Annotated in this window: 25 protein-coding genes and 2 pseudogenes; 7 read left to right on the top strand and 20 right to left on the bottom strand. The window is 66.4% G+C overall.

The genetic code is table 11. From position 1 onward, the window contains the following. Window position 1 precedes the first annotated feature (1 nt). Both MNQ99_RS07355 and MNQ99_RS07360 read left to right on the top strand, forming a co-directional pair. On the top strand, window positions 2-2,653 hold the full coding sequence (locus MNQ99_RS07355) for a DUF4118 domain-containing protein (protein WP_241914975.1): 2,652 nt from the start codon (window positions 2-4) through the stop codon (window positions 2,651-2,653). Next, the gene (locus tag MNQ99_RS07360; protein WP_241914976.1) at window positions 2,650-3,324 is read left to right on the top strand and encodes a response regulator; all 675 of its coding nucleotides are present in this window, start codon (window positions 2,650-2,652) and stop codon (window positions 3,322-3,324) included. The genes MNQ99_RS07355 and MNQ99_RS07360 overlap by 4 nt, the downstream gene beginning before the upstream one ends. Window positions 3,325-3,366: 42 nt before the next feature. On the opposite strand, the pseudogene MNQ99_RS07365 reads toward MNQ99_RS07360, so the two are convergent. The 3 genes and pseudogenes from MNQ99_RS07365 to MNQ99_RS07375 form a co-directional block, all read right to left on the bottom strand. Next, window positions 3,367-4,011, bottom strand: a pseudogene (locus tag MNQ99_RS07365) (Na+/H+ antiporter NhaA); the annotation flags it as partial. A 157-nt stretch (window positions 4,012-4,168) separates the two neighbouring features. Beyond that, the gene (locus MNQ99_RS07370; protein WP_241914977.1) at window positions 4,169-5,788 is read right to left on the bottom strand and encodes an ABC transporter permease; all 1,620 of its coding nucleotides are present in this window, start codon (window positions 5,786-5,788) and stop codon (window positions 4,169-4,171) included. Continuing rightward, window positions 5,788-6,702 carry an ABC transporter ATP-binding protein gene (locus tag MNQ99_RS07375; protein ID WP_241914978.1) on the bottom strand — a complete coding sequence of 305 codons (915 nt, stop codon included), beginning with the start codon at window positions 6,700-6,702 and terminating at the stop codon, window positions 5,788-5,790. The genes MNQ99_RS07370 and MNQ99_RS07375 overlap by 1 nt, the downstream gene beginning before the upstream one ends. Before the next feature lie 362 nt (window positions 6,703-7,064). On the opposite strand from MNQ99_RS07375, the gene MNQ99_RS07380 reads away from it, so the two are divergent. Then, a complete protein-coding gene (locus MNQ99_RS07380) occupies window positions 7,065-7,274 on the top strand; it encodes a hypothetical protein (RefSeq protein ID WP_127512735.1) in 210 nt (69 codons plus the stop codon). A 65-nt stretch (window positions 7,275-7,339) separates the two neighbouring features. Continuing rightward, entirely contained in the window at window positions 7,340-8,704 is a 1,365-nt protein-coding gene (locus tag MNQ99_RS07385) for a TrkH family potassium uptake protein (RefSeq protein ID WP_241914979.1), read from the top strand. 140 nt (window positions 8,705-8,844) lie between these two features. Here the strand turns inward: MNQ99_RS07385 and MNQ99_RS07390 are convergent, their stop codons facing one another. The 3 genes and pseudogenes from MNQ99_RS07390 to MNQ99_RS07395 all read right to left on the bottom strand — a co-directional run bounded on the left by MNQ99_RS07390 (window position 8,845) and on the right by MNQ99_RS07395 (window position 10,618). Next, window positions 8,845-9,510, bottom strand: a complete 666-nt coding sequence (locus MNQ99_RS07390; RefSeq protein WP_241914980.1) for a DDE-type integrase/transposase/recombinase — start codon at window positions 9,508-9,510, stop codon at window positions 8,845-8,847. 39 nt (window positions 9,511-9,549) lie between these two features. Then, window positions 9,550-9,639 (bottom strand): annotated as a pseudogene (locus MNQ99_RS19185) (helix-turn-helix domain-containing protein); the annotation flags it as partial. Between the two features lie 607 nt (window positions 9,640-10,246). After that, window positions 10,247-10,618 carry a hypothetical protein gene (locus tag MNQ99_RS07395; RefSeq protein WP_241914981.1) on the bottom strand — a complete coding sequence of 124 codons (372 nt, stop codon included), beginning with the start codon at window positions 10,616-10,618 and terminating at the stop codon, window positions 10,247-10,249. Window positions 10,619-10,827: 209 nt separating this feature from the next. Here MNQ99_RS07395 and MNQ99_RS07400 point away from each other — a divergent pair, with 209 nt between their 5' ends. Further along, window positions 10,828-11,550, top strand: coding sequence for an AfsR/SARP family transcriptional regulator (locus MNQ99_RS07400; RefSeq protein ID WP_241914982.1), 723 nt, complete (start codon window positions 10,828-10,830; stop codon window positions 11,548-11,550). Between the two features lie 65 nt (window positions 11,551-11,615). Here MNQ99_RS07400 and MNQ99_RS07405 read toward each other — a convergent pair whose 3' ends face one another. The 10 genes from MNQ99_RS07405 to MNQ99_RS07450 form a co-directional block, all read right to left on the bottom strand. Continuing rightward, window positions 11,616-12,716, bottom strand: coding sequence for a carboxylate-amine ligase (locus tag MNQ99_RS07405; RefSeq protein WP_241914983.1), 1,101 nt, complete (start codon window positions 12,714-12,716; stop codon window positions 11,616-11,618). Between the two features lie 155 nt (window positions 12,717-12,871). Continuing rightward, entirely contained in the window at window positions 12,872-13,597 is a 726-nt protein-coding gene (locus MNQ99_RS07410) for a metal-dependent transcriptional regulator (RefSeq protein WP_241914984.1), read from the bottom strand. 43 nt (window positions 13,598-13,640) lie between these two features. Then, window positions 13,641-14,537: a metal ABC transporter permease gene (locus MNQ99_RS07415; protein ID WP_241914985.1), complete on the bottom strand. Its 897-nt coding sequence runs from the start codon at window positions 14,535-14,537 to the stop codon at window positions 13,641-13,643. Beyond that, window positions 14,524-15,303 (bottom strand): metal ABC transporter ATP-binding protein, encoded by a 780-nt coding sequence (locus MNQ99_RS07420; protein WP_241914986.1) that lies wholly within the window; start codon window positions 15,301-15,303, stop codon window positions 14,524-14,526. Before MNQ99_RS07420 ends, MNQ99_RS07415 begins: the two co-directional genes overlap by 14 nt. Further along, window positions 15,300-16,208 carry a metal ABC transporter substrate-binding protein gene (locus tag MNQ99_RS07425; RefSeq protein ID WP_241914987.1) on the bottom strand — a complete coding sequence of 303 codons (909 nt, stop codon included), beginning with the start codon at window positions 16,206-16,208 and terminating at the stop codon, window positions 15,300-15,302. Before MNQ99_RS07425 ends, MNQ99_RS07420 begins: the two co-directional genes overlap by 4 nt. Window positions 16,209-16,274: 66 nt before the next feature. Continuing rightward, window positions 16,275-17,033 carry a class I SAM-dependent methyltransferase gene (locus tag MNQ99_RS07430; RefSeq protein WP_241914988.1) on the bottom strand — a complete coding sequence of 253 codons (759 nt, stop codon included), beginning with the start codon at window positions 17,031-17,033 and terminating at the stop codon, window positions 16,275-16,277. Window positions 17,034-17,058: 25 nt separating this feature from the next. Continuing rightward, window positions 17,059-17,943 carry a histidinol-phosphatase gene (hisN, locus tag MNQ99_RS07435; protein ID WP_127511414.1) on the bottom strand — a complete coding sequence of 295 codons (885 nt, stop codon included), beginning with the start codon at window positions 17,941-17,943 and terminating at the stop codon, window positions 17,059-17,061. Window positions 17,944-18,010: 67 nt separating this feature from the next. Then, window positions 18,011-19,114 carry a ribosome small subunit-dependent GTPase A gene (gene rsgA, locus MNQ99_RS07440; protein WP_241914989.1) on the bottom strand — a complete coding sequence of 368 codons (1,104 nt, stop codon included), beginning with the start codon at window positions 19,112-19,114 and terminating at the stop codon, window positions 18,011-18,013. Window positions 19,115-19,116: 2 nt separating this feature from the next. Next, window positions 19,117-20,442 (bottom strand): 3-phosphoshikimate 1-carboxyvinyltransferase, encoded by a 1,326-nt coding sequence (aroA, locus tag MNQ99_RS07445; protein ID WP_241914990.1) that lies wholly within the window; start codon window positions 20,440-20,442, stop codon window positions 19,117-19,119. Window positions 20,443-20,447: 5 nt separating this feature from the next. After that, a complete protein-coding gene (locus MNQ99_RS07450; protein ID WP_127511417.1) occupies window positions 20,448-21,029 on the bottom strand; it encodes a DoxX family protein in 582 nt (193 codons plus the stop codon). A gap of 328 nt (window positions 21,030-21,357) precedes the next feature. Here MNQ99_RS07450 and MNQ99_RS07455 point away from each other — a divergent pair, with 328 nt between their 5' ends. Together MNQ99_RS07455 and rsrA are read left to right on the top strand one after the other, a co-directional pair. Further along, window positions 21,358-22,062 (top strand): sigma-70 family RNA polymerase sigma factor, encoded by a 705-nt coding sequence (locus MNQ99_RS07455; RefSeq protein ID WP_127511418.1) that lies wholly within the window; start codon window positions 21,358-21,360, stop codon window positions 22,060-22,062. Beyond that, entirely contained in the window at window positions 22,059-22,322 is a 264-nt protein-coding gene (rsrA, locus tag MNQ99_RS07460) for a mycothiol system anti-sigma-R factor (protein WP_127511419.1), read from the top strand. The genes MNQ99_RS07455 and rsrA overlap by 4 nt, the downstream gene beginning before the upstream one ends. Window positions 22,323-22,444: 122 nt before the next feature. Here rsrA and MNQ99_RS19190 read toward each other — a convergent pair whose 3' ends face one another. The 4 genes from MNQ99_RS19190 to MNQ99_RS07475 form a co-directional block, all read right to left on the bottom strand. Beyond that, window positions 22,445-22,519: a 50S ribosomal protein bL37 gene (locus tag MNQ99_RS19190; RefSeq protein WP_394940783.1), complete on the bottom strand. Its 75-nt coding sequence runs from the start codon at window positions 22,517-22,519 to the stop codon at window positions 22,445-22,447. Between the two features lie 91 nt (window positions 22,520-22,610). Beyond that, window positions 22,611-23,207, bottom strand: coding sequence for a PadR family transcriptional regulator (locus MNQ99_RS07465; protein WP_241914991.1), 597 nt, complete (start codon window positions 23,205-23,207; stop codon window positions 22,611-22,613). Then, window positions 23,207-24,031 (bottom strand): DUF4097 family beta strand repeat-containing protein, encoded by an 825-nt coding sequence (locus MNQ99_RS07470; protein WP_241914992.1) that lies wholly within the window; start codon window positions 24,029-24,031, stop codon window positions 23,207-23,209. Before MNQ99_RS07470 ends, MNQ99_RS07465 begins: the two co-directional genes overlap by 1 nt. 193 nt (window positions 24,032-24,224) lie before the next feature. Further along, window positions 24,225-24,824 (bottom strand): GDSL-type esterase/lipase family protein, encoded by a 600-nt coding sequence (locus tag MNQ99_RS07475; RefSeq protein ID WP_241914993.1) that lies wholly within the window; start codon window positions 24,822-24,824, stop codon window positions 24,225-24,227.

Raw genomic sequence — 24,824 nt, forward strand, 5'->3', positions numbered from 1 at the left:
AATGGCACGGGCAACGCTGCGGATCTTCCTAGGGGCGGCACCAGGCGTCGGCAAGACCTACGCCATGCTCGAGGAGGGCCACCGTCTGGCCGGACGCGGGGAGGATGTTGTCGTCGCCTTTGCGATGGACCACGGCCGCGCCGACACACGCGCCCTGCTCGACGGGCTCGACGTCATCCCGCCCCGGCGACTCCCGTACCGGGGCACCGAGTTCGAAGAGATGGACCTGGACGCCGTCCTGGCGCGCCGACCCGGCACCGCGATCGTGGACGAATACGCGCACTCCAACATCCCCGGCAGCCGTCATCCGAAGCGCTGGCAGGACATAGAGGAACTCCTCAACGCAGGCATCAATGTCCTGTCCACCGTCAACATCCAGCACCTGGAATCCCTCGGCGACGTCGTCACTGCCATCACCGATGTCCGGCAGGCCGAGACCGTGCCCGATGACATTGTCCGGCGGGCTGATCAGATCCACCTGGTGGACATTTCCCCGGAGCTGCTCCGCCAACGACTCGGTGACGGAAAAATCTATGCCGCCGAGAAGATCGACGCCGCCCTGTCGAACTACTTCCGCCTCGGCAACCTCACCGCGCTGCGGGAGCTTGCCCTGCTCTGGCTCGCCGACAGGGTCGATGAGGGCCTGGCTAAATACCGTGCCGAGCAGGGGATCGAGGCCAGCTGGCCGGCCCGCGAACGGATTGTCATCGGCCTCACCGGCGGGCCAGAAGGCGAGGCTCTGATCCGACGGGCCGCCAGAATCCTCAAGCGTGTCAGCGGCGGGGACCTGCTCGCTGTCCATGTGCGGGCCGCGGACGGCGTCGCCGCAGAGTCCCCGCAGGCCCTCGAGGCCCAGCGGCAGCTGATCCGGGACCTTGGCGGAAGCTACCACACCGTCGCCGGAGAAGACCCGGCCAGTGCCCTGCTGGCATTCGCCCGCAGCGTCAACGCCACCCAGATCGTCGTCGGTGTCTCCCGCCACAGCAACCTCAGCAGACTGTTCGGCGGCGGCGGGATCGGCAACCGGGTGGTCAGGGACTCCGGAGACATCGATGTGCACATGGTCTCCCATTCGCTCGGCGGGCGCGGCGTCGACCATCCACGGGAACGGGACCTCGGACGCGTCCGGGTGTCCGTCGGCTTCGCTATGGCAGTCATCCTTCCGGTGCTGCTGCAGCTGCTTCTGGCTTTGAACCCGGACCAGAATGTTGCGACGGCGGTCCTGATCCAGCTCACCGGATCGATTGCCGTCGCACTGGTCGGCGGGCTGTGGCCGGCACTGCTCGGAGCGCTCTGGAGCAGCCTCCTGGTGAACTTCTTCTCCACTCCGCCGGTCGGGACTCTTACCATCAGCGACCCGCAGAACATCCTCGCACTCCTGGTGTTCGTCGGCGTCTCCGCAGCCGTGGCAGCTGTTGTGGACGTTTCGGCCCGCCGCTCGAAGGAAGCTGCCCGGGCGCGGGCGGAGGCCGCAACCCTGGGTGATCTGACACGCGGGGCCTTCAGGGCCGAGGACACGGTCAAGGGGTTGCTCGAGCAGGCGCTGGACGTGTTCCAGGTACGCGGCGCGGCCCTCTTCACCCGGTCGGGCAGCGCCTCCGAGAGCAACGCGGCTGCCGACGGCGCTGACAGCGGCTGGCGGCTCGTCGCACACGCAGGGGATAGCGCCGCCACTGGGCCGGACGAAGGCCAGAACATCGAAGAGGTGAATCCGGGGACCCGCCTGGTCCTCTCAGGCAGGGTCCTGCCGGCCGCCGACCGGCGCCTGCTCGGCGCGTTCGGTGTCCAACTCGCAGCCCAGCTCGAACGCCGCCAACTCGCGGCGAGCCGCCGCGAAGTCCTCCGCCTGGCCGAAAGCAACACCATGCGCACCTCCATCCTCCGTGCAGTCTCCCACGACCTGCGCACACCGCTGGCCGGCATCAAACTGGCAGTCGGCGGCCTCAGACAGCCCAACATCCACTACACCGCCGAAGAGGAACAAGAACTGCTCGCCACCATCGATGAGTGCTCGGACCGGCTCGACGCCTTGGTGGGCAACCTCCTTGACATGTCCCGGATTACCTCGGACTCGGTGAACCCGCTGATCCGGGACATCCGCTGGTACGAAGTCATCCAGCCAGCCCTGCACGGCATCTCGGCCGGCAGGGTCCGGGTCGACCTGCCGCCCAACATGCCCGAAGTGGATGCCGACCCGGGAATGCTCGAACGGGTCATTGCCAACATCGTGGAAAACGCTGTCAAATACGCCCCGGATTCCGACATCGTCCTGGTCGGCGCCGCCGGCGGACTCAGCACCACCACACTGGCAGGGCAGCCGGCAGGGGAACTGCGCATCATCGACCACGGCCAGGGCGTCCCCGCCGAAAGCGTCGTGCAAATGTTCCAACCGTTCCAACGGCTCGACGACGTCCCGGCGGCCACTGGGGTCGGACTCGGCCTGGCCGTGGCCAAAGGCTTCACCGAAGCGATGGGCGGCACACTCACCGCCGAACAGACACCCGGCGGCGGGCTCACGATGGTGATCCGCCTGCCGCTCTCCACCGGCGTAGCCTTCACCGACGACGGTGCACAGTCGCCGATAAGAGCACAGACCGCGCTGCTGCGACGGCAGCACACCTCACCCCTCCCCGTCCGGAAGCAGACACCATGAACAACGTACTCGTGGTGGACGACGACGCCCACATCCGGAGCGCACTGGGGATTACTCTTCGTGCAAACGGCTATACCGTCTCCACCGCACCGGACGGTGAATCCGCACTTGTTTCAGCGGCCCAACACCCGGTCAATGTCGTCATCCTCGACCTCGGCCTGCCGGACATCGACGGAACCACAGTCATCACGCGTCTGCGGAAGTGGAGCGGCGTGCCAATCCTTGTCCTTTCCGCCCGGCACGGTTCCAACGACAAGGTCCAAGCCCTGGACGCCGGCGCGGACGACTACATCACCAAACCGTTCGGATTCGATGAGCTGCTCGCCCGCCTCCGCGCCCTGCTGCGCCGCAGCCTTGAACCTGACGAAACGCCGGTCATCACCACCGACGCGTTCACCGTGGACCTGGCCTTGCACCGTGTCCTCCGCGACGGAAAGGATGTGAGCCTGACACCCACCGAATGGAACATCCTTGAGCTTCTGGTGTGCAATCCCGAGAAACTCATCACCCAGCAACAGCTGCTGTCCGAAGTGTGGGGGGCCGCCTACGGGAAGGAAGCCAACTATCTCCGGGTCTACATGGCCCAGCTCCGCCGAAAGCTCGAACCCGAACCCGGTAACCCCCGCCACCTCCTGACCGAATCCGGCATCGGCTACCGCTTCCAACCCTGAGCTCCGTCCGGACATACCCACGGAAACCGTGCTGCGTTGGAGTCAGGACCTGTGGTCCTGATGGTAGACGTCGAGGATGCCGTCGTGGTCGGAGTCGATTTCTTCTTCGGCTTGTGCCAGCCGATATTGCCGGTTCCTGGTGCTGAGTACCGCGGCGGCCAGAAGTGCAGCTATGAGGGATGCGGTGAGGACGCCGACTTTGGCATGGTCGTCATGAATGTTTCCGTGACCAAAGTTTAGTTCGGCCACGAGCAGGGAACGGTGAATCCGATGCCCGCGAGGACAGAGACTCCGAAGATGTCGATCCATTTAAGGGAGTCGTCCAGTCTTGCCCGGGGTGCCTTCTTGAGAATCCAGGTGGTTCCGTGGAGGCCGAGGGGTTTGCCCAGGACAAGGGCAAGGATGATGCCGACGGCGACCGGGTCGGTCAGCGCTGATGTCAGGCCGTCCCAGCCTCCGACGGCGACGCCCGCGGAGGAAGAACGCGAAGATTGGCACGGCGAGGCCGGCAGAGATGGGGCGGAAGCGGTGCTCGAAGGTTTCTGCCAGGCCCGGGCCGGCGTCGGGCCCGCTGCTGATCTGTGACCGGATGACCGGGACGGCGAATCCCAGGAGCACGCCGGCGACGGTGGCGTGGATGCCTGAGGCGTGGACGCGCGCCCAAGTGGCGATGCCACCGGGTGGTAAATCGCGACTGCGGTGCCATCCTTATTTCGCGTTCGCTCTCCTGCCTGCCGACGCCAGCAGCCTCATGCGCTAACGCCTTAGCGGCAAACTCGGTGGCGCCCACTGAAGCAACCGGTCCCTTTCATCCGGCGGTGGGAAAACACGCACACGATGAATTTCACGCGGTCAGGTCCCGCCGCTGGATCACGTACGTGGCCAGGGCCGCCAACGCGGCAGCGATGACGGCCAAGCCCAGCGCCCCGGCCGGATCGAAGGGCTCCACGGGCATGGCCGAGGAGTGCCGGAACGGGCTCACGTCCTGTAGCCATACCGGCAGCCCGAAGAGCTCCCCGAATTCGCCCAGAACAAGTCCGGCCGCAAGCATCCCCCAACCGAGCAGAACACTAAGCCGCGGTGCGAACGCGAAGACCACGGAGGCCGCCGCCAGGAACACGAAGGCAGCGGGAACGTGCGCCAGCGCTGCCGGCACCACAGACCCTGCAGGTCCGTTGGCGGTGCCCGAGAGTCCCAGGCCGATGGCGGCAGAGACGCCAGCCGTTCCTGAAACAACGACCGCCGAAAGAGCCGCGACGAACAGGTTCGCTCCGAGCCACCGGCCCCGGGATAGCGGAGCGGCGAGGAGCAGTTCGGCCCTGCCCTCAATCTCTTCCGCGCGCATCCGCAGCACCGCCTGAATGCCTGCAGCCGCCGCGAACACCCCGGCTACGCCGAGCAGGGCCGTGACAAACACGTCAATGAGTCCGGTCTGCCCGCCCGGCATGAGCCGGGAAATCAGGTCCCGCAGGGGCGCCACACTGGAGATCGTCTCGGAGACCAGAGGGCCAAGAGCGCCGGCCACGGCACCCAACACCGCGGCCCCGACTGACCATCCGGCCAGGGTGGAGCGTTGCAGGCGCCAGGCCAGGCCCACGAACGAGGTACCCCCGGCTCCGGCGCGCTCCCTGCCGTCGCGCTGGGGCAAAATGCTGGCGCCCACATCCCGCCGTTGCCGGATCAGCACTGCAGCAGTTGCCAAGACCAGCGCGGCAGCGAGAAGGACCAGCAGCGCGGACAGGTCCGAACTGGTGAACGGCCGTACCCGCTGGCCCCAGCCGATGGGGGACAGGACCGAGGGCCAGGCGCTGCTCACGTGAAGCAGGTCCGCCGCCGGGGTCCCCAGCGCGTCCCCGACACCCCGGAGCAGATACGCAGCCCCCACCAGGCCTGCGGCGGCGCCGTTCGCGCTCCTGCCCGAGGGCAGGACCTGGGCGATGACCGCGGCGAGACCCACAAAGAAGACACCGACAGCACCGACAGCGGCACCGGCCCCCGCGGCACCGGGAGGTTCCAGCCCGGCCGCGACGAAACCGGCGGCAACAAACACGGCCAAGAGCAGATTCGCCGCCGCGCCCAGGAGAAGCGTCGCGGCCAGTGATGCCGCCCGCGGAAGCGGGACCGAGCCGAGGAGTTCAGCCCGTCCGAGCTCCTCATCGGTGCGGGTGTGCCGCACCACCAGGAAAGTGCTCATCAGTCCCGCGAGGACGGCCGTGAACGCATAGCCCTGGAAGAATACGACCGCCCCGACGCCGGTGCCGTCGGGCAGTCCGCGGAGGAAAAGAAACGCCGGGTTCGATGCTGCCAGGGTCAGGATCGCTGCCTGCGAGGGCTCGTCACCAAATTGCGTGACAACCGCACTGGAGGTCGCAAAGCCGAGCAGCGTGATACTGAGGATCCAGACCGGCAGCGTCACCCGGTCCCTGCGGGTCTGGAACAATGCCAGCCGCAGCACGCCGTGCATCACAGCACCTTCCGGCCGTTGCCGTCACTGTAGTGGCGCAGGAACAAAGACTCCAGCGAAGGCGGTGCGACGCTGAGTCCGCTGATCCCTGGCTCGGCGATGCCGGCAAGGACAGCACCGAGATCCGCGGCGTCGGCGTCGAACTCGGCAGCGGCGCCGTCAATGCTGATTCCGTGCATGCCGGGCAGCCCCGCCAGACGTGCCGGCTCGGCCAGCCCGGTGACCCGGAAATGCGTGCGTTTCAGGTGCCGGAGTTCACTCAGGGTTCCGGTCTCGACCGCGGCACCGGACCGAATGATAGTGATTCGGTCACAGAGCTGTTCGACCTCGCTGAGAATGTGGCTGGAGAGCAGAACGGTCGCCCCGCCCCTGCTGACACGTTCGATGTGGCGACGGAACACGGCGTCCATCACCGGGTCCAGGCCGGCGCTGGGCTCATCCAGCAGATACAACCGGGCAGGGCGGGCGAACGCGGCGATCAGGGCGACTTTCTGCCGGTTGCCTTTCGAGTAGGTCCGGGCCTTCTTCCGCGGCTCGAACTCAAACTCCTCGATGAGCTCCCGGCGCAGATTCCCGTCGGCGCCGCCGCGCAGGCCGGTGAGCAGATCGATGACTTCCCCGCCGGAAAGGTTCGGCCACAGACTCACATCGCCCGGGACGTAGGCGATGTCCCGGTGCGTGGCGACCGGGTCGGCCCAGGGATCCAGGCCGAACACCCGTGCCGTGCCGGCGGTGGGGCGGATCAGCCCCAGAAGAACCCTCAGGGTGGTGGATTTCCCCGCACCGTTGGGGCCCAGAAAACCGTGGATTTCGCCAGCGGCGACGCTCAGGTTCAGGCCGTCCAGTGCCCGTGTCCTGCCGAAATCCTTAACAAGACCCAAGGTCTCGATGACAGGTTGTGTTGCTGCATTCATGAGCCGGCCGCTCCTCAGGTCATCACGCGAACACCCGAGGCGGTCGCCGAGGGCGTTCCGCAGGCATTGCCCACGGGCCGACCAGGCTTCCCGGCTCTCCGATCCACAGCATACAAGCACCCGAACGGCCAAGGAAGACCTTCACACACCCCTCCAGTCCGGAGGTGTGCGCAACACACGGGCCACACCCCGTCAGGGTCCAGTGCCCGCCGAAAGTAGCGGCGTTAAGGATTCGTTAAGACTGTCCCTTAGCCGGCGGTACGCCGGATTTCCGGTGTTACGCTCCGTGATGTTCCCGGCAGTCCGGCCGGGTCACGGACCAGGACGCGCAGGGCTGGCCGACGAGCGGAAAGGACCATCCGATGCCGGCACCTGACAAGGTAGCCCCCGGGCGCGGCCTCGTCGGAGCACCGGCGTTCACCCTGACCGCCAATCTCTCCCGGGGCCTGCCAATCATCAGCCTGGTCGCGGACTTGATCATCGCGGCCGTCCTGTACGGGGCATGGATCAGGGCCGGGCGGCCGCGGGGTATCCACAACGTCGCAGCAGAAGCCGAGGAGATGTCCGAGTGAGGGCCGGCGGAAGGGAAAAGGGTCTGCAGATCCGCAATGCCGCCCCCTTGAATGGCGGCCGGTGAATGCAGTCTCGGATCAGAGCCCACGGCGACAGTATCAGACGCGCGCTGCTGCATCCCGTCCGGTCGGTGCCCCTGGCGTTCCTCGCCGTGATCCTCCTCGGCGCCGGACTCCTGATGCTGCCCGCCGCGCGGACGGCAGCCGAGGCAGACCCCGTCCTCCCCGCCCTGTTCACGGCCGTCTCGGCTGTCTGCGTCACAGGCCTGATCACCGTCGACACCCCCACGTTCTGGACGCCTTTTGGACATGCCGTGATTCTCGGGCTGATTCAAGTCGGCGGGTTCGGCATCATGACCTTGGCGACCTTGTTGTCGCTGCTCGTGCGCAAAAGCATCGGGCTCCGGGGCCAGCTCGTTGCACAGTCCGAAACCCAGACGCTGAACTTCGGCGACGTCCGCTCCGTCCTTTTCCGGGTCGCCCGGATCATGATTGCTTTCGAAGCCGTCACGGCCGCCGTTCTCACTATCCGCTTCTGGTTTGCCTACGACGACAACCCGGGCGCAGCGCTCTGGCACGGAACGTTTCACGCGATTTCAGCGTTCAACAACGCCGGCTTCGCCCTCTACAGCGATAACCTGATCAGCTTCGCCGACGACCCTTGGATCATCATCCCGGTCTGCCTGGCGGTGATCGCCGGCGGCCTCGGCTTCCCCGTGCTCATCTCCCTGCTCAAAGGCGGTGTCAGGATGAAAGACTGGACCGTCCACCTTCGTCTGACTGTCTACGGCACCCTGGTCCTTCTCGCAGCCGGGTGCATTCTCTTCGGCGCCTTTGAATGGAACCGGATTGAGACCCTGGGTCCCATGTCCTTGGGCGGGAAACTCCTGGCAACCCTGGCCGGCAGTGTCTTCCCGCGCACCGCAGGGTTCAACAGCATCGATTACGCCACTGCGTCCCCTGAGACCCTCATGATCACCAATATCCTGATGTTCATCGGCGGTGGCAGCGCAGGCACCGCCGGCGGCATCAAGATCACCACATTCCTGGTCCTGGGGTTCGCGATCTGGAACGAAATCCGGGGCCACGACCACGTCACCATCGCCCACCGCTCCATCAGCTCCTCCGCCCAACGCCAGGCCTTGTCCGTCGCACTTCTGGGTGTCGCCGCGGTGGTCAGCGGCACCCTGCTGCTCCTGATGTTCACGGACTACAGCCTCGAGAAAGTCCTCTTCGAATCCATTTCCGCGTTCGCTACAGTGGGCGTCAGCACCGGAATCACCTACGACCTGCCCGCCAACGCCCAATGGGTACTCATGGCTCTCATGTTCACGGGCCGCATCGGCACCATCACCGTCGCTTCCTCCCTGGCCCTGTCCTCCCGCCCGCGGCTCTACGAACTGCCCGAAGAACGACCTATCATCGGCTAGCCCGCCAACGGAACCCTGGACCGGCTCCCGTTGCGGGACCTCCGACAGCTGCGAGGGAATCCGGCGTTGACAGGAGACCACGGCACTACTGTGCTCAGACAGCAGGTTGTTTACGCCGGCCCGGCGGTTGTTATAGACGTCTAGCCACGAGGCCAGGGCCTCGGTGCGTTCCTGGTTTGAAGCGTAGGGGGGCGGTAGGCCCAACCCTCCTGCAGAGTGCGGTTGAACTGTTCGGCTTTGCCGTTCTGCCAGGGATGGCGGGGTTTGATGAGCTTGTGCTTGGCGCCCAGGTCCTGAAGCAAGCCCGGAAGTTCACGCGACTTCCTGTAAGCCCACGCGTTATCGGTCATGACGCGCTTGACCGGCGCCCCGTTGGCGGCCATGAACACGGCAGCCCGGGCAAGGAAGGCTGCGCAGGTGGGTCCTTTCTCATCCGGCAGGGCCTCTGCATAGGCGAGCCGAGAGTGATCGTCCACGGCCACGTGCACGTAATCGAAGCAGATCCGTCGGTCCGAGGAGCGGTGGTTGCGGGCGTTCTGGGCGGGGTCGGCGCGCCAGCCGCCGCCGTCGGGGATCCGGCCGAGTTTCTTCACATCCACGTGCAGCAGGTCCCCGGGCGCCTTGTGTTCGTACCTGTTTCCGGTGGCGCGGCCGGCGCGAATCCTCTCCCCGGTGATGGAGTCCAGCTCCCACAGTTTCGGCATGCCGGCGCGGGCCAGGATCCGGGACACACTGCGCGGATGAACACTGGTGCGGGCGCCCAGATCTGCCGGGCCTTCGCGGTGCCTTTCTCGTTGAGTCAGCACGTCTATGACCTCCGGGGAAGTGGCGCCCGGACTTGAGCGGGGCCGGGACGGGCGGTCCTCCAGCCCCTCCCATCCATGGTCGAGGTAGCGCCGGTGCCAGCGGTGGGCGCAGGTCCGGGAGACGCCCATCTCCTGGAGCCGGCAGACCCGGACGGGATGGGGGGCTGAGTAGGCACCAACCGTGAGGCTGGAAGTTTTGCTATGCCATACCGCGGAAAGTAAATCCCTTACGAGACTCAGATCCACGATCTTTGTTGGGGCTCGACGGCACGCAGGGCGATAGCGGAGTGGGAGTGTGTACGAGTTGGAACCTCTGGCGGGACTGGTTCATTATCGGCCCGGTTTAATCCTTAGGCATGTCCACTCCGGGCCCTCATAGTGTTCTGCCACCGGCACGGCGTCAGTTCAGATCCGGCGGTCTACGGACGCCGGGCCTGCCGGCCCTGGGAGTAGGTGCTTATTAGTGGGGAGCGTCAGCTACCCTTGTTCCTTGTTTTGGATGAAAAACGGGACACGGCCAAGTTGGTGCAGTACCAAGATCAGATCAATGACGGCTTGGAGCCATCGCTGCAGCAGTTGGTGAAGCTCAGTGAGGCGGCAAGCAGGGCGTCGCAGCACAAGCTACTTCGTGAACTGATCAGGGCAGCGATGTAGACAGCCAGGCACGTGGCCGGCCAGCGGAGAGTCCGTGCTAGCAGCTCAAAGCTCTGGCCTCCTGCGTCACTCGGCCGCTGGGTCAGGAGCCGGGCAGCGCCACGTCGACGATCCCGATGAATCTGGCGCCGATGCCGTCATACTCGCTGCGGACCCATCCGGTGGGCAGCTCCGGCAGCTCTCCGGGGTCATGGTGCTGGCAGTAGACGTAGGTGAATTCCGGCCACCATTTCTTCGGACGCGCCGTCTCTGCGTGGCCGCACACGACGCACTGCAGCGATGTCCAGACAGGCCGCTTGCCCGTGCGGTTGGCGCGCGACTGGGCCAGCCAAGCCGGCGGGTTGGCGTCCAGCGCGGCGAGCTCCTCCTGGGATATGCGTGACGGGATACCGTGGCGTTTGGCCATCTCCGGCGGGATATCAAGGAACTGGGCTGCTTCGCGTCTGGTAATCATCACCTACCACCATGGACCGGGGCGCCACCTGCCGCAACTTGGGGGTTCCGTACCGGGGTCATCTGCGCCCACCGGCCGGTCGGCGGCCTTTAGGGATACTCAGGTTATTTTCAGGATAAATCCTTTAGCTACGTTGACAACGCCGGACAGGATGGGAAGCTGATCGGGGAGACGTTTTCGGCAGTGGCTAGGGGTGCCTAACAAATGCCTTGGGGGGCGCAAAAATGAATGCAACAGAACACATCTGGGAAGTCCAGTTATTAGGGGGATGGCAGATTCGCCGTGGGGGACTTCCTGTCAAAGTCACCATCCGGCAGCAGCGCCTCATCGCCGTTCTGGCCTTGTACGGCAGCCAGCCACGCACGTTCCTGGCCGGACTGCTCTGGCCCGACAGCTCCGACAAGCAGGCGACGGGGAGCCTCCGGGAGACAATATGGATGATCTCCCACCAGCTGCAAGGGTTGCTGGTGGAGAGCCGGGATCCGCTGGCGCTTGCTGCGGACGTTGAGGTTGATGTCCATGAAATCAGCCGGCGACTAGCCGCCCTGGATGGGGACCCCGGTGCCCGCGTGCGGCCGGCCATGCTCGATCGGCTGCGCACTGCCGAGCTACTGCCCGGATGGTACGAGGACTGGGTCATGGCAGAGCAGGAGCGGTGGAAGCAGTTGAGGATATCGGCGCTGGAACGCCTCGCCACGCGATATCTGGAGCGCGGCGAGACTGATCAGGCGACGGACGCGGCGGGATTTGCCATCGCCATTGAACCGCTGCGCGAAAGCGCCCAGCGGCTGTTGCTGGAGACTCACATTGCCGATGGCAATTATGCCCAGGCATTGCGGGCGTTCGAAGTTTTCAAGTCCCGACTCTGGAGGGAATTCGGGGTGGAACCTTCGGCCAAGATTACGAAGATCATGGCGCCCCTGCTCACCTAGCCGCCTTCGGCGGGCGGCAGCGCGAAGCGGGCGAATTGGCCGCTCGTCTCCCGCCTCGCCGCGGACTACGGTTCGGCGGTCAGCGACGTCGCATAGAGATCCAACAGGGCCGGCAGCCCGCCGGACTCCATTGCTTTACGCTGCCGTTCGGCTCCGGTTCCCGTGGCGAAAAGCCGTTCAATGCTGGCATCCACCCAGGCCGAATCGCCTTCCTCCTCCAGCGCCGGCCGGATATAGCGCAGCAGCATGCCCACCACGTCGCGCGCCGGCAGCAACAAGCCGGACTCCGGGTCCACCAGCCGGTCGGCCAGCCCCTGCCGTCCGGCCTGCCAAACGGCGGCATCCAGCAACTCGGGCTCCGGCTGCAGGAAAGTCCGTGAGGCGGCCTCATCGGCCAGCACCGTGGAGATCAGGCCCCTGATCACTGCCGCGATCAACACGGCGTCCTGGGCCTCGAGCTGCACATCTGCCGCACGGACTTCAAGGGTGGGGTAGCGGTCGGAGAGCCGCGCCAGCCACGTGAGGACACCCCGGTCAATAATCACGCCGGAGTCCACCAGGCGCTGGATGCGGCGCTCGTAGTCGGCGGCGTCGCGGAAGACCGGCGCGCAGCCCTGGACCGGCCAGCGACGGTAGTGCACGATCCGCCAACTGCCGAATCCGCTGTCGCGGTCCAGCCAGTAGGGTGAGTTGGCACTGAGCGCCACCACCGCCGGCATCCACGGCCTGATCCGGTTCAGGGCCTGCACCCCGGCTTCCTTATCCGGGACGGATACATGGACGTGCTGGCCGTTGACGAACTGATCGGCCACAATGCCCTTGGCACTGGCCTTCAGTTGGTGGTAGCGCTGATTGTCCGTGACCTCCGGGTAGTCGTCCTGGATCCGCGGCGCGGTGCCCGTGGCAGCGGCCCGTATGCCGGACTTCCGGACAGCCGCATCAAGTTCGCGGCGGAAGTTCAACAGCGACTCCTCGGCTTCGGTGAGCGTGGAGCAGACTGCGGTGGCGGTTTCGATCTGGCAGGTGAGCAGTTCCCGTTGGATTTCCCCGCGGGCCACATGCAACGATCCTTCGAGGTTTTCGGCGACCTTGTCCGCCATCGGGGCGGGCAGGCCGGTGGTCGGATCCAGCAGCAGGTATTCTTCTTCAATTCCCAGAGTCGCCAAGAGACACCTTTCTTCTGCTTCCATCTGCCGAGGCTCGGACACAGCCGAGCCTAACCGATCAGCCGGCGCTTGTGGGCGCGGTCAGCGCCGTCTGGCCCAGTTGGGCGGCACGGAAGGTGCGGTGCCGACGCAGCGGCGCGCGGCCGGCGTCGTACTCAGGAAGCGAGCAGACAGCCGGGGTGCGGGTCGCTGTGTACCCACAGCGCTGCGGCCGCTTGGTCGCCCAGATCCAGCTCCCGGGCGGATCCGGTGGGGCCGAAACGAACCACCAACGCACCGCCGAAGGGGCGCCGGCCGACAACTTCCACGCGGTCGTCGAGCCTGATCTGCTCGGAGCTGAAGAAGCGCAGCAGATCGGCGTCGGCGTCGCTGATCCGGGTGATTCGGCCGGTGTGCCCGCCGTCGAGTTCCTCTAATTGCACGGCGTTGGGCACGTGCACCGTGCCGTCCGCCGAGGGGATGGGGTCGCCGTGCGGATCGCGCTGCGGATTGCCTAGCTTGGCCGCCATCCGGTTGATGAAGGTGTCGGAGACGGTGTGTTCGAGCAGTTCGGCTTCGTCGTGGACCTCGTCCCAGGCGTAGCCGAGTTCCTGGACCAGGAAGGTCTCCAGCACCCGGTGCCGCCTGACCATGGTCAGCGCCAGCCGGCGGCCGGCGCTGGTCAGTTCAATGGCGCTGTACGGCCTGTGGTCCACCAGCTGCAGCTCCACCAGCTTGCGCACCATCTCGGAGACCGACGAGTTGGCCACGCCCAGGCGCACGGCCAGCTGGGAGGACGTGATGGGCTTGTCCTGCCACTCGGTGAAGGCATAGATGACCTTGACGTAGTCCTGCACGCTGGACGAGCCGCTGCTGAGCGCGGTTTTCCTTGCCGGTGGCATGCGGTTTCACCCTTTCCTCGTACGTCCGTGAAGGACTGCAGGCTTACATCCTGGTGCTGCTGGTTTCCAGCTGCACGGCGGTGCGCCGACCCTCCGACCGGCGGCGTACCAACTGCCAGATTACCCCGGTTCGCGGCGCGGACAGGTAGACCACGAGGAAGACCAGAGCCTGTGCCAGGACCACCGCCGCACCGGTAGCGACGTCCAGGTAGTAGCTGGCATAGATGCCGGCGATCGAGGCCGCGGCAGTGACCGATGCGGCGATGACCAGCATGGCGTCAAACCTGCGGGTCAGCAGGAAGGCGGTGGCGCCCGGCGTAATCAGCATGGCCACCACCAGCACGATGCCCACTGCCTGCAGGCCGACGACGACGGTGAGCGCCAGTAGCCCGAGCAGCAGCACCGACAGCCAGCGGGTGTTGAGCCCGATGGCGTGCGCGTGGACGCGGTCGAAGGCGAACAGGGTGAGATCGCGGCGTTTGAACAGCAGCACGCACAGTGTCACCGCACCCAGGCCGAGCACCTGCAGCAGTTCGCCGTCGCTGACGCCAAGAACGTTGCCGAATAAGATGTGCTGCAGATCGGTCTGGCTGGGCGTCTTGGAGATGATGGCCAGGCCGGCGGCGAAGAACGCGGTGAACACCACGCCGATCACGGTGTCGCCCTTCAACCGGGTGGAGGAGCGCACACAGCCGATCAGCGCCACCGCGGCCGCGCCGAAGACGAAGGCGCCGAGCGAGAAGGGCACGCCGATGATGTACGCCAACGCAACCCCTGGCAGCACGGCATGGGAGACCGCGTCGCCCATCAGCGACCAGCCCATCAAAATCAGCCAGCAGGACAACACCGCGGACACGATGGAGGCTGCCAGAGTGACCAGCAGGGCGCGGGTCAGGAACCCGTACTGCAGCGGTTCCAGCAGCCAGTTAGCTAAGTCCACGGCGGACTCCTTCCGAGGGGCCGATCAGCGCGGAGCCAAAGGCCAGGGCCAGATTGTCATTGGTCAGCACTTCCGCCGGCGATCCGTGCGCCAGGACTTTCTGGTGCAGCAGGATCGCCTCGTCGCACAACTGCGGGATGCCGGCCAGATCATGCGTGGAGATTAGGATCGTCTTGCCCTCGTGGCGCAGCTCTTTCAACAGGGTGATCAGGCCCGCTTCCGAGGCCTTGTCCACGCCGGCGAACGGCTCATCGAGCAACAGCAGTCCGGCGTCCTGGGCGATCCCGCGGGCCACAAAGGCGCGTTTCCGCTGGCCACCTGACAGCTCGCCGATCTGCCGTTGCTGCAGGTGGCTCAGGCCCGTCCGTTCCAGCGCCGCCTCCACAGCTTCGCGGTCCCCGCGGTGCGGCCGACGCATGGGGCCAAGCCGGCCGTAGCGGCCCATCATCACCACATCCCGCACGGACACCGGGAAGGTCCAATCGACGTCTTCGGACTGGGGAACGTAGCTGACCAGGTTCAACTTTCGCGCCTGCCGGGGCGAGAGGCCGAACAGTTCCACCGCGCCGGAGGACGGATGCGCCAGCCCCATCAGCGACTTGAACAGCGTCGACTTGCCGGAGCCGTTGACCCCGATCAGCCCGCAGATGGTCCCCAACGGCACCGTTACGCCGACGTCGTCGAGGGCAACGACGTCGTTATAGGCCACGCGCAGGCCAGCCACCGAGATAGCGGGGGCCCCGGCCGGGATGACGTGTGTGCTCACGGCGCCAGTCCTTCCTTCATCAGGGAGATGTCATGCCTAATCAGGTCCAGGTGAGTCGGGACCGGGCCGTCCGGTCCGGAGAGGGAGTCCACGTACAGCGGCGTGATGAATCGGGCACCGGTGGCCATTGCCACCTGCCGCATCGATTCCGGGTTGACGGTCGATTCGCAGAACACCGATGGAATCCGGTGTTGGCGGACCTGTCCAATGACTTCCTTGATCTGCCGGGGCGTGCCCTCGGCATCCGAGTTCACCGGCCAGAGATACGCCTCGTGCAGCCCTGCGTCGCGGGCCAGGTAGGAGAAGGCCCCTTCGCAGCTGACCAGGGCGGGAACGGCCGCCGGATCGGCGAAGGCTGCCTTCAGATCTTCCATCACCAGGTCCAGCTCGTGCCGGTAGGCCGCGCCGTTGCGCTGGAAATCCTCGGCGTGTCCGGGCACCAGGTCGCTGAAGGCGCGCACGATGTTGTCCACGTAGATTTTGGCCGCCTCCGGCGACATCCACGCGTGCGGATTCGGCCGGCCCTCATAGTTGCCGGCAGTGATGTTCACCGGCTCCACGCCGTCGCTGAGGACCACATGCGGGGCCGGGACTGCATTCAGGAACCGCGCGAACCAACGTTCGAGCCCCAGCCCGTTGTCCAGGACGAGGTCGGCATCCTGTGCTTTGACCAAGTCCGACGGCGTGGGCTGGTAACCGTGGATTTCCGCGCCGATCTTGGTGATGGAGATGACCTCCACATATCCGCCGCCGATCTTGTTGGCCATGTCGGCCAGAACGGTGAAGGTGGTCAGGACCAGCGGCCGGTCGCCCGCCGAGGCGGCAGCGGGCGGGCGCACACAGCCAGCCAACGCCAGCATGGTGGCCATGGCCAGCAGGGACACCTTCACCCAATTTTTCGGCATGCCTAAATTTTGCCGGACGGTAAGCCTCAATACAAGCCAAGGGGTACTGTGACGTCACTCAGCCGCTCAGACCGCCCGGGCCCGCCAACTGTGGGTCAGGTACGGCAGGCCGATCGGTGCTCCGGGGGAGTGGCCCAGATGGTCGTGAAGGTACCAGTCGAGGTTGGCCAGCACCTTCGTCCTGGTTCCCTCGTTGGCGCGCAGGTAATAGCTGCGGGTCTTGGCCAGCTCCATCACGTCGAGCGTGCTGAGCGGATCCTGCCACCGGGTGTCGTGCCCTTCGAGTCCGCTGAACTCCGGACCGATGCGGGGACGGAAATCCGGCTTGAGCACGTCACCGGCATGCATGATGCGGGTGAGCCGGTGCACCCACGGCACACCGGTATCCAACTGGTTCCACACCAGTCCCAGGACGCCGCCGGGCTTCAGGATCCGTGCGGCCTCGGTACTGGCCCGGAGCGGGTCCGTCCAGTGCCAGGCCTGGGCCACGGTGACAACATCCATGCTCGCGCCGGCAATCCCGGTGTCCTCCGCGGTGCCCACCACCGTGGTCACACCGGGCAGCTTGCGCTGCAGCTGGGCGAGCATGTCCGCGGACGGGTCCACCGCCACCACCTGGAGCCCCCGTGCGGCCAACGCGGCGGTGTATTTGCCGGTGCCGGCGCCGAGATCAGCGGCGGTGCGGGCGTTGGCCGGCAGCAGCCAATCCACCGCGTCGTCCGGGTAGCCTGGGCGGATGCGGTCGTAGTGTTCGCCGCCCTGCTGGAAGGTGTCGCCGTATGCCCGGCGCCGGTCATCGTCCATCCGGGGGCCGCCGTGTGCCACGTGGTGCTCCTTGTGCAGCGGCCGGTTACCGGCTCTCGCCGTTGGCTTCAATGCTGCCGGCTGCTTCGTCGTCGTACGCTGCCGTGGCCGAACCCGCCGGGCGCTGGCCGCGGAGTTCGGGGTTCAAGCGGTGCAGGGTCGCTTGGTGCAGCAGGCCGTTGGTGGCCAGCGCGTTGCCGCCGAACGGGCCGTCTTCGCCCTCCAACGAGCTGAACGTCCCGCCGGCTTCGGTCACGATCGGGACCAGGGCGGCCATGTCGTAGAGGTTCAATTCCGGTTCGCAGGCGATGTCCACGGCGCCTTCGGCGACCAGGCAGTAGGACCAGAAGTCGCCGAACGCGCGGGTGCGCCAGACCGTTTCGGTCAGATCGAGGAAATCGTCCAGGTTCCCGCGCTCCTTCCAGCCGCCCAGGCTGGAGTAGGACATGGACGCATCCTCCAGCCGGTCTACGGCGGAAACCTGCAGCCGGGTGGCCGCGGCCAGCGAACGCCCGGTGTAGGCGCCGGTTCCCTTGGCTGCCCACCACCGCTTGCCCAGCGCGGGAGCACTGACCAGGCCCACGACCGGCTGGCCCTCGTCCACCAGGGCGATCAGTGTGGCCCAGACCGGTACGCCGCGGACAAAGTTTTTGGTGCCGTCAATCGGGTCGATGATCCAGCGTCGGGCGCCGTGGCCGCTGCTGCCGAACTCCTCGCCCAGCACCGCATCGCGCGGCCGGGACCGGGAGAGCTGCCCGCGGATGGCTTCTTCGGCGGCGCGGTCGGCGTCGGTGACCGGCGTCAGATCCGGCTTGGTCTCCACCTTCAGGTCTAGGGCCTTGAACCGGGCCATGGTCTGCGCATCCACCGAGTCGGCCATCACGTGGGCCAGGCGCAGATCGTCGTTGTAGGTTTGCGGAGCGTGGGTCATAGGTTTCAACTTATCGGTAAGTGCGGTGCGGACGCGGGAGGCAGCGCCCGCAAACCGGGCGCCTTGCCTAGACCGTGCCGAGCTCTTTGGCCTCCGGCCGTTCCTCGGCGCCGAGCAAACGGCGCAGCGACGCCAGCCGGGCAACCCCGGCATCGCCGGCCCCGCCGTCAGCCACGTAGGCGTCCAGGCCGCAGTCGATGGCCGCCGCGTCGTGCTTGCAGCCGCGCGCGCAGTCGGCCGTGCCGGGCTCCAGATCGGGGAAGGCAGACAGGATGCGGTCCGGATCCACATGGGCCAATCCGAAGGACCGGATGCCCGGGGTGTCGATGATCCAGGTGCCGGCCGGCGCGTCCAGGACTTTCAACGCCAAGGCCGACGACGAGGTGTGCCGGCCGCGCCCGGTAACGGCGTTGACCCCACCGGTGGCCCGCTGCGCCCCGGTCAGCGCGTTGACCATGGTGGACTTGCCCACGCCCGAGTGGCCCAGGGTGACGGTGACCTTGCGGTCAAGGTAACTGCGCAGCTCCGCCACGGCCTCGGTATCCAGCCGGGCGGACAGGCCCTCGTCGGAGAGTGTATCCACGCCGGAAGCGTCCACGGCCGCGGTGCGGCTGACGATCACCGGCAGGTCCAGATGCTCGTAGTTGGAGAGCAGCTCGGCGGGATCCTTCAGGTCCGCTTTGGTGACGCACAGCAGCGGGCTGATCCCGGCGTCGTACGCGGCCACCAGCGCCCGGTCGATGAACCCGGTACGAGGTTCGGGATTCGCTGCGGCCACCACAATGACGAGCTGATCCGCGTTGGCTACCACCACACGCTCCACCGGGTCGGTGTCGTCCGCGCTGCGGCGCAGCAGGGTACGGCGTTCCTCCACCCGGACCAGCCGGGCGAGGCTGTCGGGTTCGCCGGAGACATCGCCGACCAGCGCCACGAAGTCTCCCGCCACCACCGGGGTGCGGCGCAACTCCCGGGCGCGGGCGGCGACGACGACGCGCTCTCCGAGCGTGTCTTCATCGACGACGGCGGTGTAGCGGCCACGGTCGACGGTCACGATCCGGCCGAGCTCGGCATCCTCGTAGGCGGGGCGGTCCTTGGTGCGTGGACGCGTTCCGCGCTTGTTGGGACGGATGCGCACATCCGATTCATCCCAGCTTCCAGTGCTACGCGCCACCGTCAGCCCTCGGTGGCCGAGGGCGCCGGCGCGGCTGCGTACATTTCCTGCCAGAGCTGCGGGAACTCGGGCATGGTCTTGGCCGTCGTTCCGATGTCCTCGACCTCCACGCCGCGCACGGCCAGGCCGATGATGGCACCGGCGGTGGCCATGCGATGGTCTTCGTAGGAATGGAACAACCCGCCGTGCAGCGGCCGAGGGCGGATCCGCAGTCCGTCGGCCGTCTCCTCTGCGTCGCCGCCCAAGCGGTTGATCTCCGTCACCAAAGCGGCCAGGCGGTCGGTTTCGTGGCCGCGCAGGTGGGCAATGCCGCTCAGGCGGGACTCGCCGTCGGCCAGCGCGCACAGGGCTGCCGCGGTGGGAGCCAGTTCGCTGGTATCGGCAAGGTCCGCGCCGGTGATCTTTTCGCCGCCGATCACGGTCAGCGTCCCGCCCGCCAGCGTGACCGTGGCGCCGAGCCGGGGCAGGATGTCCCGCCAGGCGTCGCCCACCTGGGTGGTGGAAGCCGGCCAGTTGGGCACCCTGATCCGCCCGCGCGTGGCCAAGGCGGCGGCCAGGAACGGGCCGGCGTTGGAGAGATCTTGCTCGATCCGGGTGTCGAAGGCGCGGATCGGGCCGGGGGAGACCACCCAGTGGTTCCGACGGGAATCGTCCACGCTCACGCCGAGGTCGCGCAGCAACTGCACCGTCATGGCGATATGGTCCAGGCTCGGCACGCGCTCGCCGACGTGCTCCAGATGCAGGCCGTCGCGGAAGCGCGGACCCACCAGCAACAGGGCGGAGACGAACTGCGAGGACGCGCTGGCATCGATCGCCAGATGGCCGCCGGCCACACTGCCGGTGCCGGTGATGCGGAACGGGAGGCTGCCGCTTCCGCCGTCCTCCACTGCCACACCCAATTGGCGCAGCGCGTCGATGGTGGGGGACATCGGCCGGCGCCGTGCCGCGGGGTCGCCGTCGAACTCCACGTCTCCGGTACACAGCGCCGCCAGTGGCGGCACGAACCGCATGACGGTGCCCGCCAGACCGCAATCGACTCCGGCATCGCCTAGCGGACGCGCCGGATCAATCGGTTCCACCAGCAGGTCGGGGCCGAACCGGCCGTCCCCCTCCGCCTCGGTAATCCGGGCGCCCAGGGAACGAAGCGCTTCCACCATCAAAAAGGTGTCACGTGAGTGCAGCGGGGCGCGCAGCCGTGACGGGCCGTCGGCCAACGCAGCGAGCACCAAATAGCGGTTGGTCAGCGACTTGGAAGCAGGGATCTGGACCGTTGCGTCGATCGGCTTCTCTGCATAGGGAGCCGGCCAACTGTTGGCAACCACGGGCATTGCGTTCAGGATCCCACCACATCCGAGGTGGCTTCCCGCACTGCGCGTTCCGCCTTTTTCAGCTGTTTGCGGGCGTCCTTGCCCATCGATTCCGCATTGCGCCGGGCGCCCTTGCCGATGGAACGGACGTTGCGGCGGGCATCGGCCGCCAGGTGCTCGGCGCGCCAGACCAGCCCGGGCCGTCCGGCGGTGTCAACGGATGCCAGCATGACGGCTCCGATCAATGACAGGTTCTTCAACAGCCGGTTGCGGCGCACCCGCCTGGCTTCCGGTGTGGCGGAATCCGCCGTCCGGTATTCCACCAGTGTGTTGACGGCGGTGGTGCCGGCCAGCAGGGCCGCAGCAAGCCGGGAGAACCTGCCCATGCCCAGCAGGACGCCTGCTCCCACCTGGGCTGCGCCGATGACCCGTGCAATCGTCTTCTCTTGCCCGACCAACGCTCCTGCCGCGGGAAGGACGGATTCTGTCTGCTGAACCAGCGGCCGCAGCGACGCAGCCGTTTCGTCGGCGTGGCGCAAACGGTCAAAGCCGGTCGCTATAAAGCTGGTGGCCAGCAGGGGACGGGCGGCAAGGCGGACGATTGACATGGAAGCCTCCTGGGCGTCGGCGTGCGTCGAAGGAATCTGTGCCCTTCCCCTCGGCCGGACCGCGGGAAGGCGGCACTGGACACTAGTCTGGCACTTTTGTTGCCACCGCACACCTTACGGAGCGGCTTGGCATCATCGGCAGGGAATAGCCGGGCGGCATCGAACGTTACGTCTGACAGGAATGCCGGTGCATTGTCGCCGGTCCAGGACGTGTCGGAACGAAGGGAAACCTGTGACTACAGCGCTTGCCGAACCAGCCCACGCGGGGCTGGTAGACGGCGCAGCATCGGCCCAGGGGTTCGTGAAGCTCAGCGTAGACTGGGAGCCAATGACGACTGAGAATTCGGACGGCGCCAAGAACCGCAGCAACCCCGGCACAACGGGGCAGCCGGATGAGGTTGACGTCCAGACGGAAACTGCCGAGCAGCGCCGTGCCCGCTTTGAACGCGACGCGATGCAGTATGTGGACCAGCTGTACTCGGCCGCAATGCGGATGGCACGCAACCCCAGCGATGCCGAGGACCTGGTGCAGGAGGCCTACACCAAGGCTTTTTCGGCGTTTCACCAGTACAAGCCGGGGACCAACCTCAAGGCCTGGCTGTACCGGATCCTGACGAACACTTACATCAACCTCTACCGGAAGCGGCAGCGCGAACCGCAACAGTCCAACACGGATCAGGTAGAGGACTGGCAGATGTTCCAAGCTGCCTCCCACACTTCCTCAGGACTGCGGTCTGCGGAAGCAGAGGCATTGGACCACTTGCCGGATTCTGATGTGAAGGACGCCCTCCAAGCCATCCCGGAGGAATTCCGGCTGGCCGTTTACTTCTCGGATGTAGAGGGCTTCGCGTACAAGGAAATATCGGAAATCATGAATACCCCCATCGGTACCGTGATGTCCCGCCTGCACCGGGGACGCAAGCTGTTGCGCGAGCTGCTTGCCGACTATGCGCACGAACGCGGCATCAGCGGTACCAAGGACAGGAAAAACGCCGCAGCGGCGGTGGGGACACAACAGGAGAACGTCAAATGAGCGACTGCCACGGACTGGGCGACTGCGAAGACGACCGGATGCAACGGATTTACGAGTACGTTGACGGCGCACTCTCCCGCGACGACCTCGCGGAGATTAAGGCGCATCTGGACAGCTGCCAAGAATGCGCCGAAGAACACAACCTGGAGTGCCTGATCCGTTTGGTGGTGAAGCGCTCCTGCCAGGAGGCTGCACCGCAGACCCTCAAGGAACGCATCCTGGACAAGATAGGCCACATCAGGGAATCAGACACCGTCTAGTCTTTTCGCCCGGCCCGCCTGCCAGGGCACAGGAGCACACAACAGAAGAACCCCCGCCGCCCAACCGGGCACGGGGGTTCTTCCGTCAGCAGCATCAGCCGTGCGGGCTGGTGCCCAACCGCTTAGGTGTTGGGGCGCTTGCTGTGGTTTGCGCCGCCGCGCTTACGGTCACGACGCTTGCGTGCACGCTTGCTCATGGCTGCCTCCTTTGCTGGATGAAAAAGAACTGCGCACCAGTCTTTCATATGCCCGCGCCTGCTCCTAACTGAAGGAGCTGCACGCCGGAAGTCAGCGCAGCGCCGCGGTGATGGAGGCCTTGGCCTGGTCCAGCACCGTCCGAATGGTCTGCACGGCGACTTCGTCTACCGTTCCGGTGGCGCTGCGCCGGCGCAAGCGCACCCGAACGTCGTCGCGGAAGTCGTTGAGCAGGTGCTCCAGTTCCTTTACCGTCCGAAGCCCGGCGGCGTCGGCCGCCCGCGGAGAAGTCCTGGCTTTGCTGCGGGCGGCCTCGGCCGAGGCGGCAAGGTCCGCCCGGAGCCCCTTCATGGAGCTGCGCAGCTCGTCCCGCAACCCATCGGCGAGGCGCCGCACGGATGCGGAGATATCAGCTTCGACGTCGGCCAGCTCGTCCTGGCGGGCGGCCAGTTCCTGCCGTCCGGCGTCGGTGATGCTGTAGACCGTGCGCCGTCCGTCCGAGGCGGTAGAAACCAGTCCCTCCTCCTCGAGTTTGGCCAGCCGGGGATAGACGGTGCCAGCACTGGGGGAGTAGGTGCCGCCGAACCGGTCGCTGAGGGCGCGGATGATGTCATAACCGTGCTTGTCCCCTTCTGCCAGCAAGGCGAGCAGATAGAGCCGCAGGGCGCCGTGGGCGAATACGGGAGGCATCAGTTCACCTGGCTTCCGGCCGTGTCCCGGTGGAATACCGCCAAGGTGCCCGAGACCGTGGTTGACCGGACGGTGAGCCCGCGGCCTTCGGGTCCTATCCGGGTCTTCACTTTCTCCGAGAAGCCGAAGAACTTCTGGTCGTTGACGGTGATGCTGCCCGTCGCCGAAGAAGCGGCCACATCCACGCCGTATTGTTCGGGCACCCGTACGGTGACGTTGCCGGAAACGGAATTGACGGCCAAATCCTGGGGTGCGCCCTGCAGGTCGAAGCTCAAGTCGCCGCTGACCGTGCTGGCCCGGACATGGTCCAGGTCGCCGGACGCCGTGACCTCGCCGGAGACACTCTTCGCCGCCAGCGTGCCGCCGTGGTGACGGACGATGATCTCGCCGCTGACGGTATTGACGGTGAGCACGCCGGTAGTTTCGTCGGCCATCATGGACCCGGACACGGTGCTCAAATCCGCGTTGGCGGCAAGGCCGGATACCAGGCCGTCCCCGCTGACGGTGGAGGCCTTGACGGGAACGTTCCGTGGCAGGGCGATGCTGATCACGGCCTCTTCCCGGTAGCCGGAGACGGCCAGGTTGACCTGCCGTGCCAAGAACCCCAACGGGCCCTCGCCGCCCTTGTTGTGGCTGATCTCCAGCGTGCCGTCGCGCAGGGTCATCTCCAGCGGCGCGCCGCTGACTTCGGAGACCTGCACCCTGACGGTCGGCTCCTCGTGCACGATGATGTCCAGCCGCCCTTTGACGATGGAGGCCTTGAGCATGCGGACCTCGTCAACGTCAATTGTTTGTGGACCATCGATGCTCCACATATCGTTCATGGCTTGTCCTGCCTGGTGGCAATACACCGCTCTCGACGCGATATATCTCGTAATGCAAGACACGATATATCGCGACTCGACTGCTGGCAAGGGTCTGCCGCCCACAGATACAGAAACGGCGGGACCGGAGCATGGCCGGTCCCGCCGTCTGGGCGATGAAGGTGCTGGCCCGCCGTCCAGCGAGCCCGGGTCGTTAGAAGGGCTCGGGCAGATCCAACCACGGATACCAGCCCCGATGCAGGACCAGCCAGGCGAGCAGGCCGTAGCCCGCTTGGCCCGGGGCCCCGCCGTTACTGGCCAGATCGGTGCGCCACTGCTCGTGATTGAGCAAGGGTGTGAAGGTGTCGACGAAGACGTGTTTGCGGCGCGTGGTGACATCGCCGAAGGCTGTCGACAGCTCAGCCAGCTGCGCATTGCGCTGGGCATCCAGTCCGGGGGGCGGACCCACCACGAAGACCTTGACGCTGAGCTGGGCCGCGCCGTCCAGGATGTTCGCCAGGTTCAGGCGGCTGCGGGCCGTGGACAAGCCGAGCTCGAGGTCGCGGCCGGACAGGCCGATGATCAGCCGGTTTTCGAAGCCGTCATCGAAACGCCGGCCGGCCTCTTGAAGCCAGCGGCCGGCCAACTCCTCCGTCCCCTCGTTCGGCGATGCCAGAACGAAGGATTCCAAGGTGGCTGGATCAGGGTTGGTCCGGGCCAAGGTTCGGCCCAACCAACCGAGGGCGCGCGGGTCTCCCACGCCGGCCAGCAGTTGTTCACCCACTGCGGCGATCCTGATTCTGCGTTGCTCCAC

The organism is Arthrobacter sulfonylureivorans, assembly GCF_022637435.1.
GTDB lineage: Bacteria > Actinomycetota > Actinomycetes > Actinomycetales > Micrococcaceae > Crystallibacter > Crystallibacter sulfonylureivorans.

Coding starts and splice junctions, on each gene's coding strand:
- MNQ99_RS07355 (WP_241914975.1), top strand. CDS start 2: ATGGCACGGGCAACGCTGCGGATCTTCCTAGGGGCGGCACCAGGCGTC.
- MNQ99_RS07360 (WP_241914976.1), top strand. CDS start 2,650: ATGAACAACGTACTCGTGGTGGACGACGACGCCCACATCCGGAGCGCA.
- MNQ99_RS07370 (WP_241914977.1), bottom strand. CDS start 5,788: ATGCACGGCGTGCTGCGGCTGGCATTGTTCCAGACCCGCAGGGACCGG.
- MNQ99_RS07375 (WP_241914978.1), bottom strand. CDS start 6,702: ATGAATGCAGCAACACAACCTGTCATCGAGACCTTGGGTCTTGTTAAG.
- MNQ99_RS07380 (WP_127512735.1), top strand. CDS start 7,065: ATGCCGGCACCTGACAAGGTAGCCCCCGGGCGCGGCCTCGTCGGAGCA.
- MNQ99_RS07385 (WP_241914979.1), top strand. CDS start 7,340: ATGCAGTCTCGGATCAGAGCCCACGGCGACAGTATCAGACGCGCGCTG.
- MNQ99_RS07395 (WP_241914981.1), bottom strand. CDS start 10,618: ATGATTACCAGACGCGAAGCAGCCCAGTTCCTTGATATCCCGCCGGAG.
- MNQ99_RS07410 (WP_241914984.1), bottom strand. CDS start 13,597: ATGCCACCGGCAAGGAAAACCGCGCTCAGCAGCGGCTCGTCCAGCGTG.
- MNQ99_RS07425 (WP_241914987.1), bottom strand. CDS start 16,208: ATGCCGAAAAATTGGGTGAAGGTGTCCCTGCTGGCCATGGCCACCATG.
- hisN (WP_127511414.1), bottom strand. CDS start 17,943: ATGACCCACGCTCCGCAAACCTACAACGACGATCTGCGCCTGGCCCAC.
- aroA (WP_241914990.1), bottom strand. CDS start 20,442: ATGCCCGTGGTTGCCAACAGTTGGCCGGCTCCCTATGCAGAGAAGCCG.
- MNQ99_RS07450 (WP_127511417.1), bottom strand. CDS start 21,029: ATGTCAATCGTCCGCCTTGCCGCCCGTCCCCTGCTGGCCACCAGCTTT.
- MNQ99_RS07455 (WP_127511418.1), top strand. CDS start 21,358: ATGACGACTGAGAATTCGGACGGCGCCAAGAACCGCAGCAACCCCGGC.
- rsrA (WP_127511419.1), top strand. CDS start 22,059: ATGAGCGACTGCCACGGACTGGGCGACTGCGAAGACGACCGGATGCAA.
- MNQ99_RS07465 (WP_241914991.1), bottom strand. CDS start 23,207: ATGCCTCCCGTATTCGCCCACGGCGCCCTGCGGCTCTATCTGCTCGCC.
- MNQ99_RS07470 (WP_241914992.1), bottom strand. CDS start 24,031: ATGAACGATATGTGGAGCATCGATGGTCCACAAACAATTGACGTTGAC.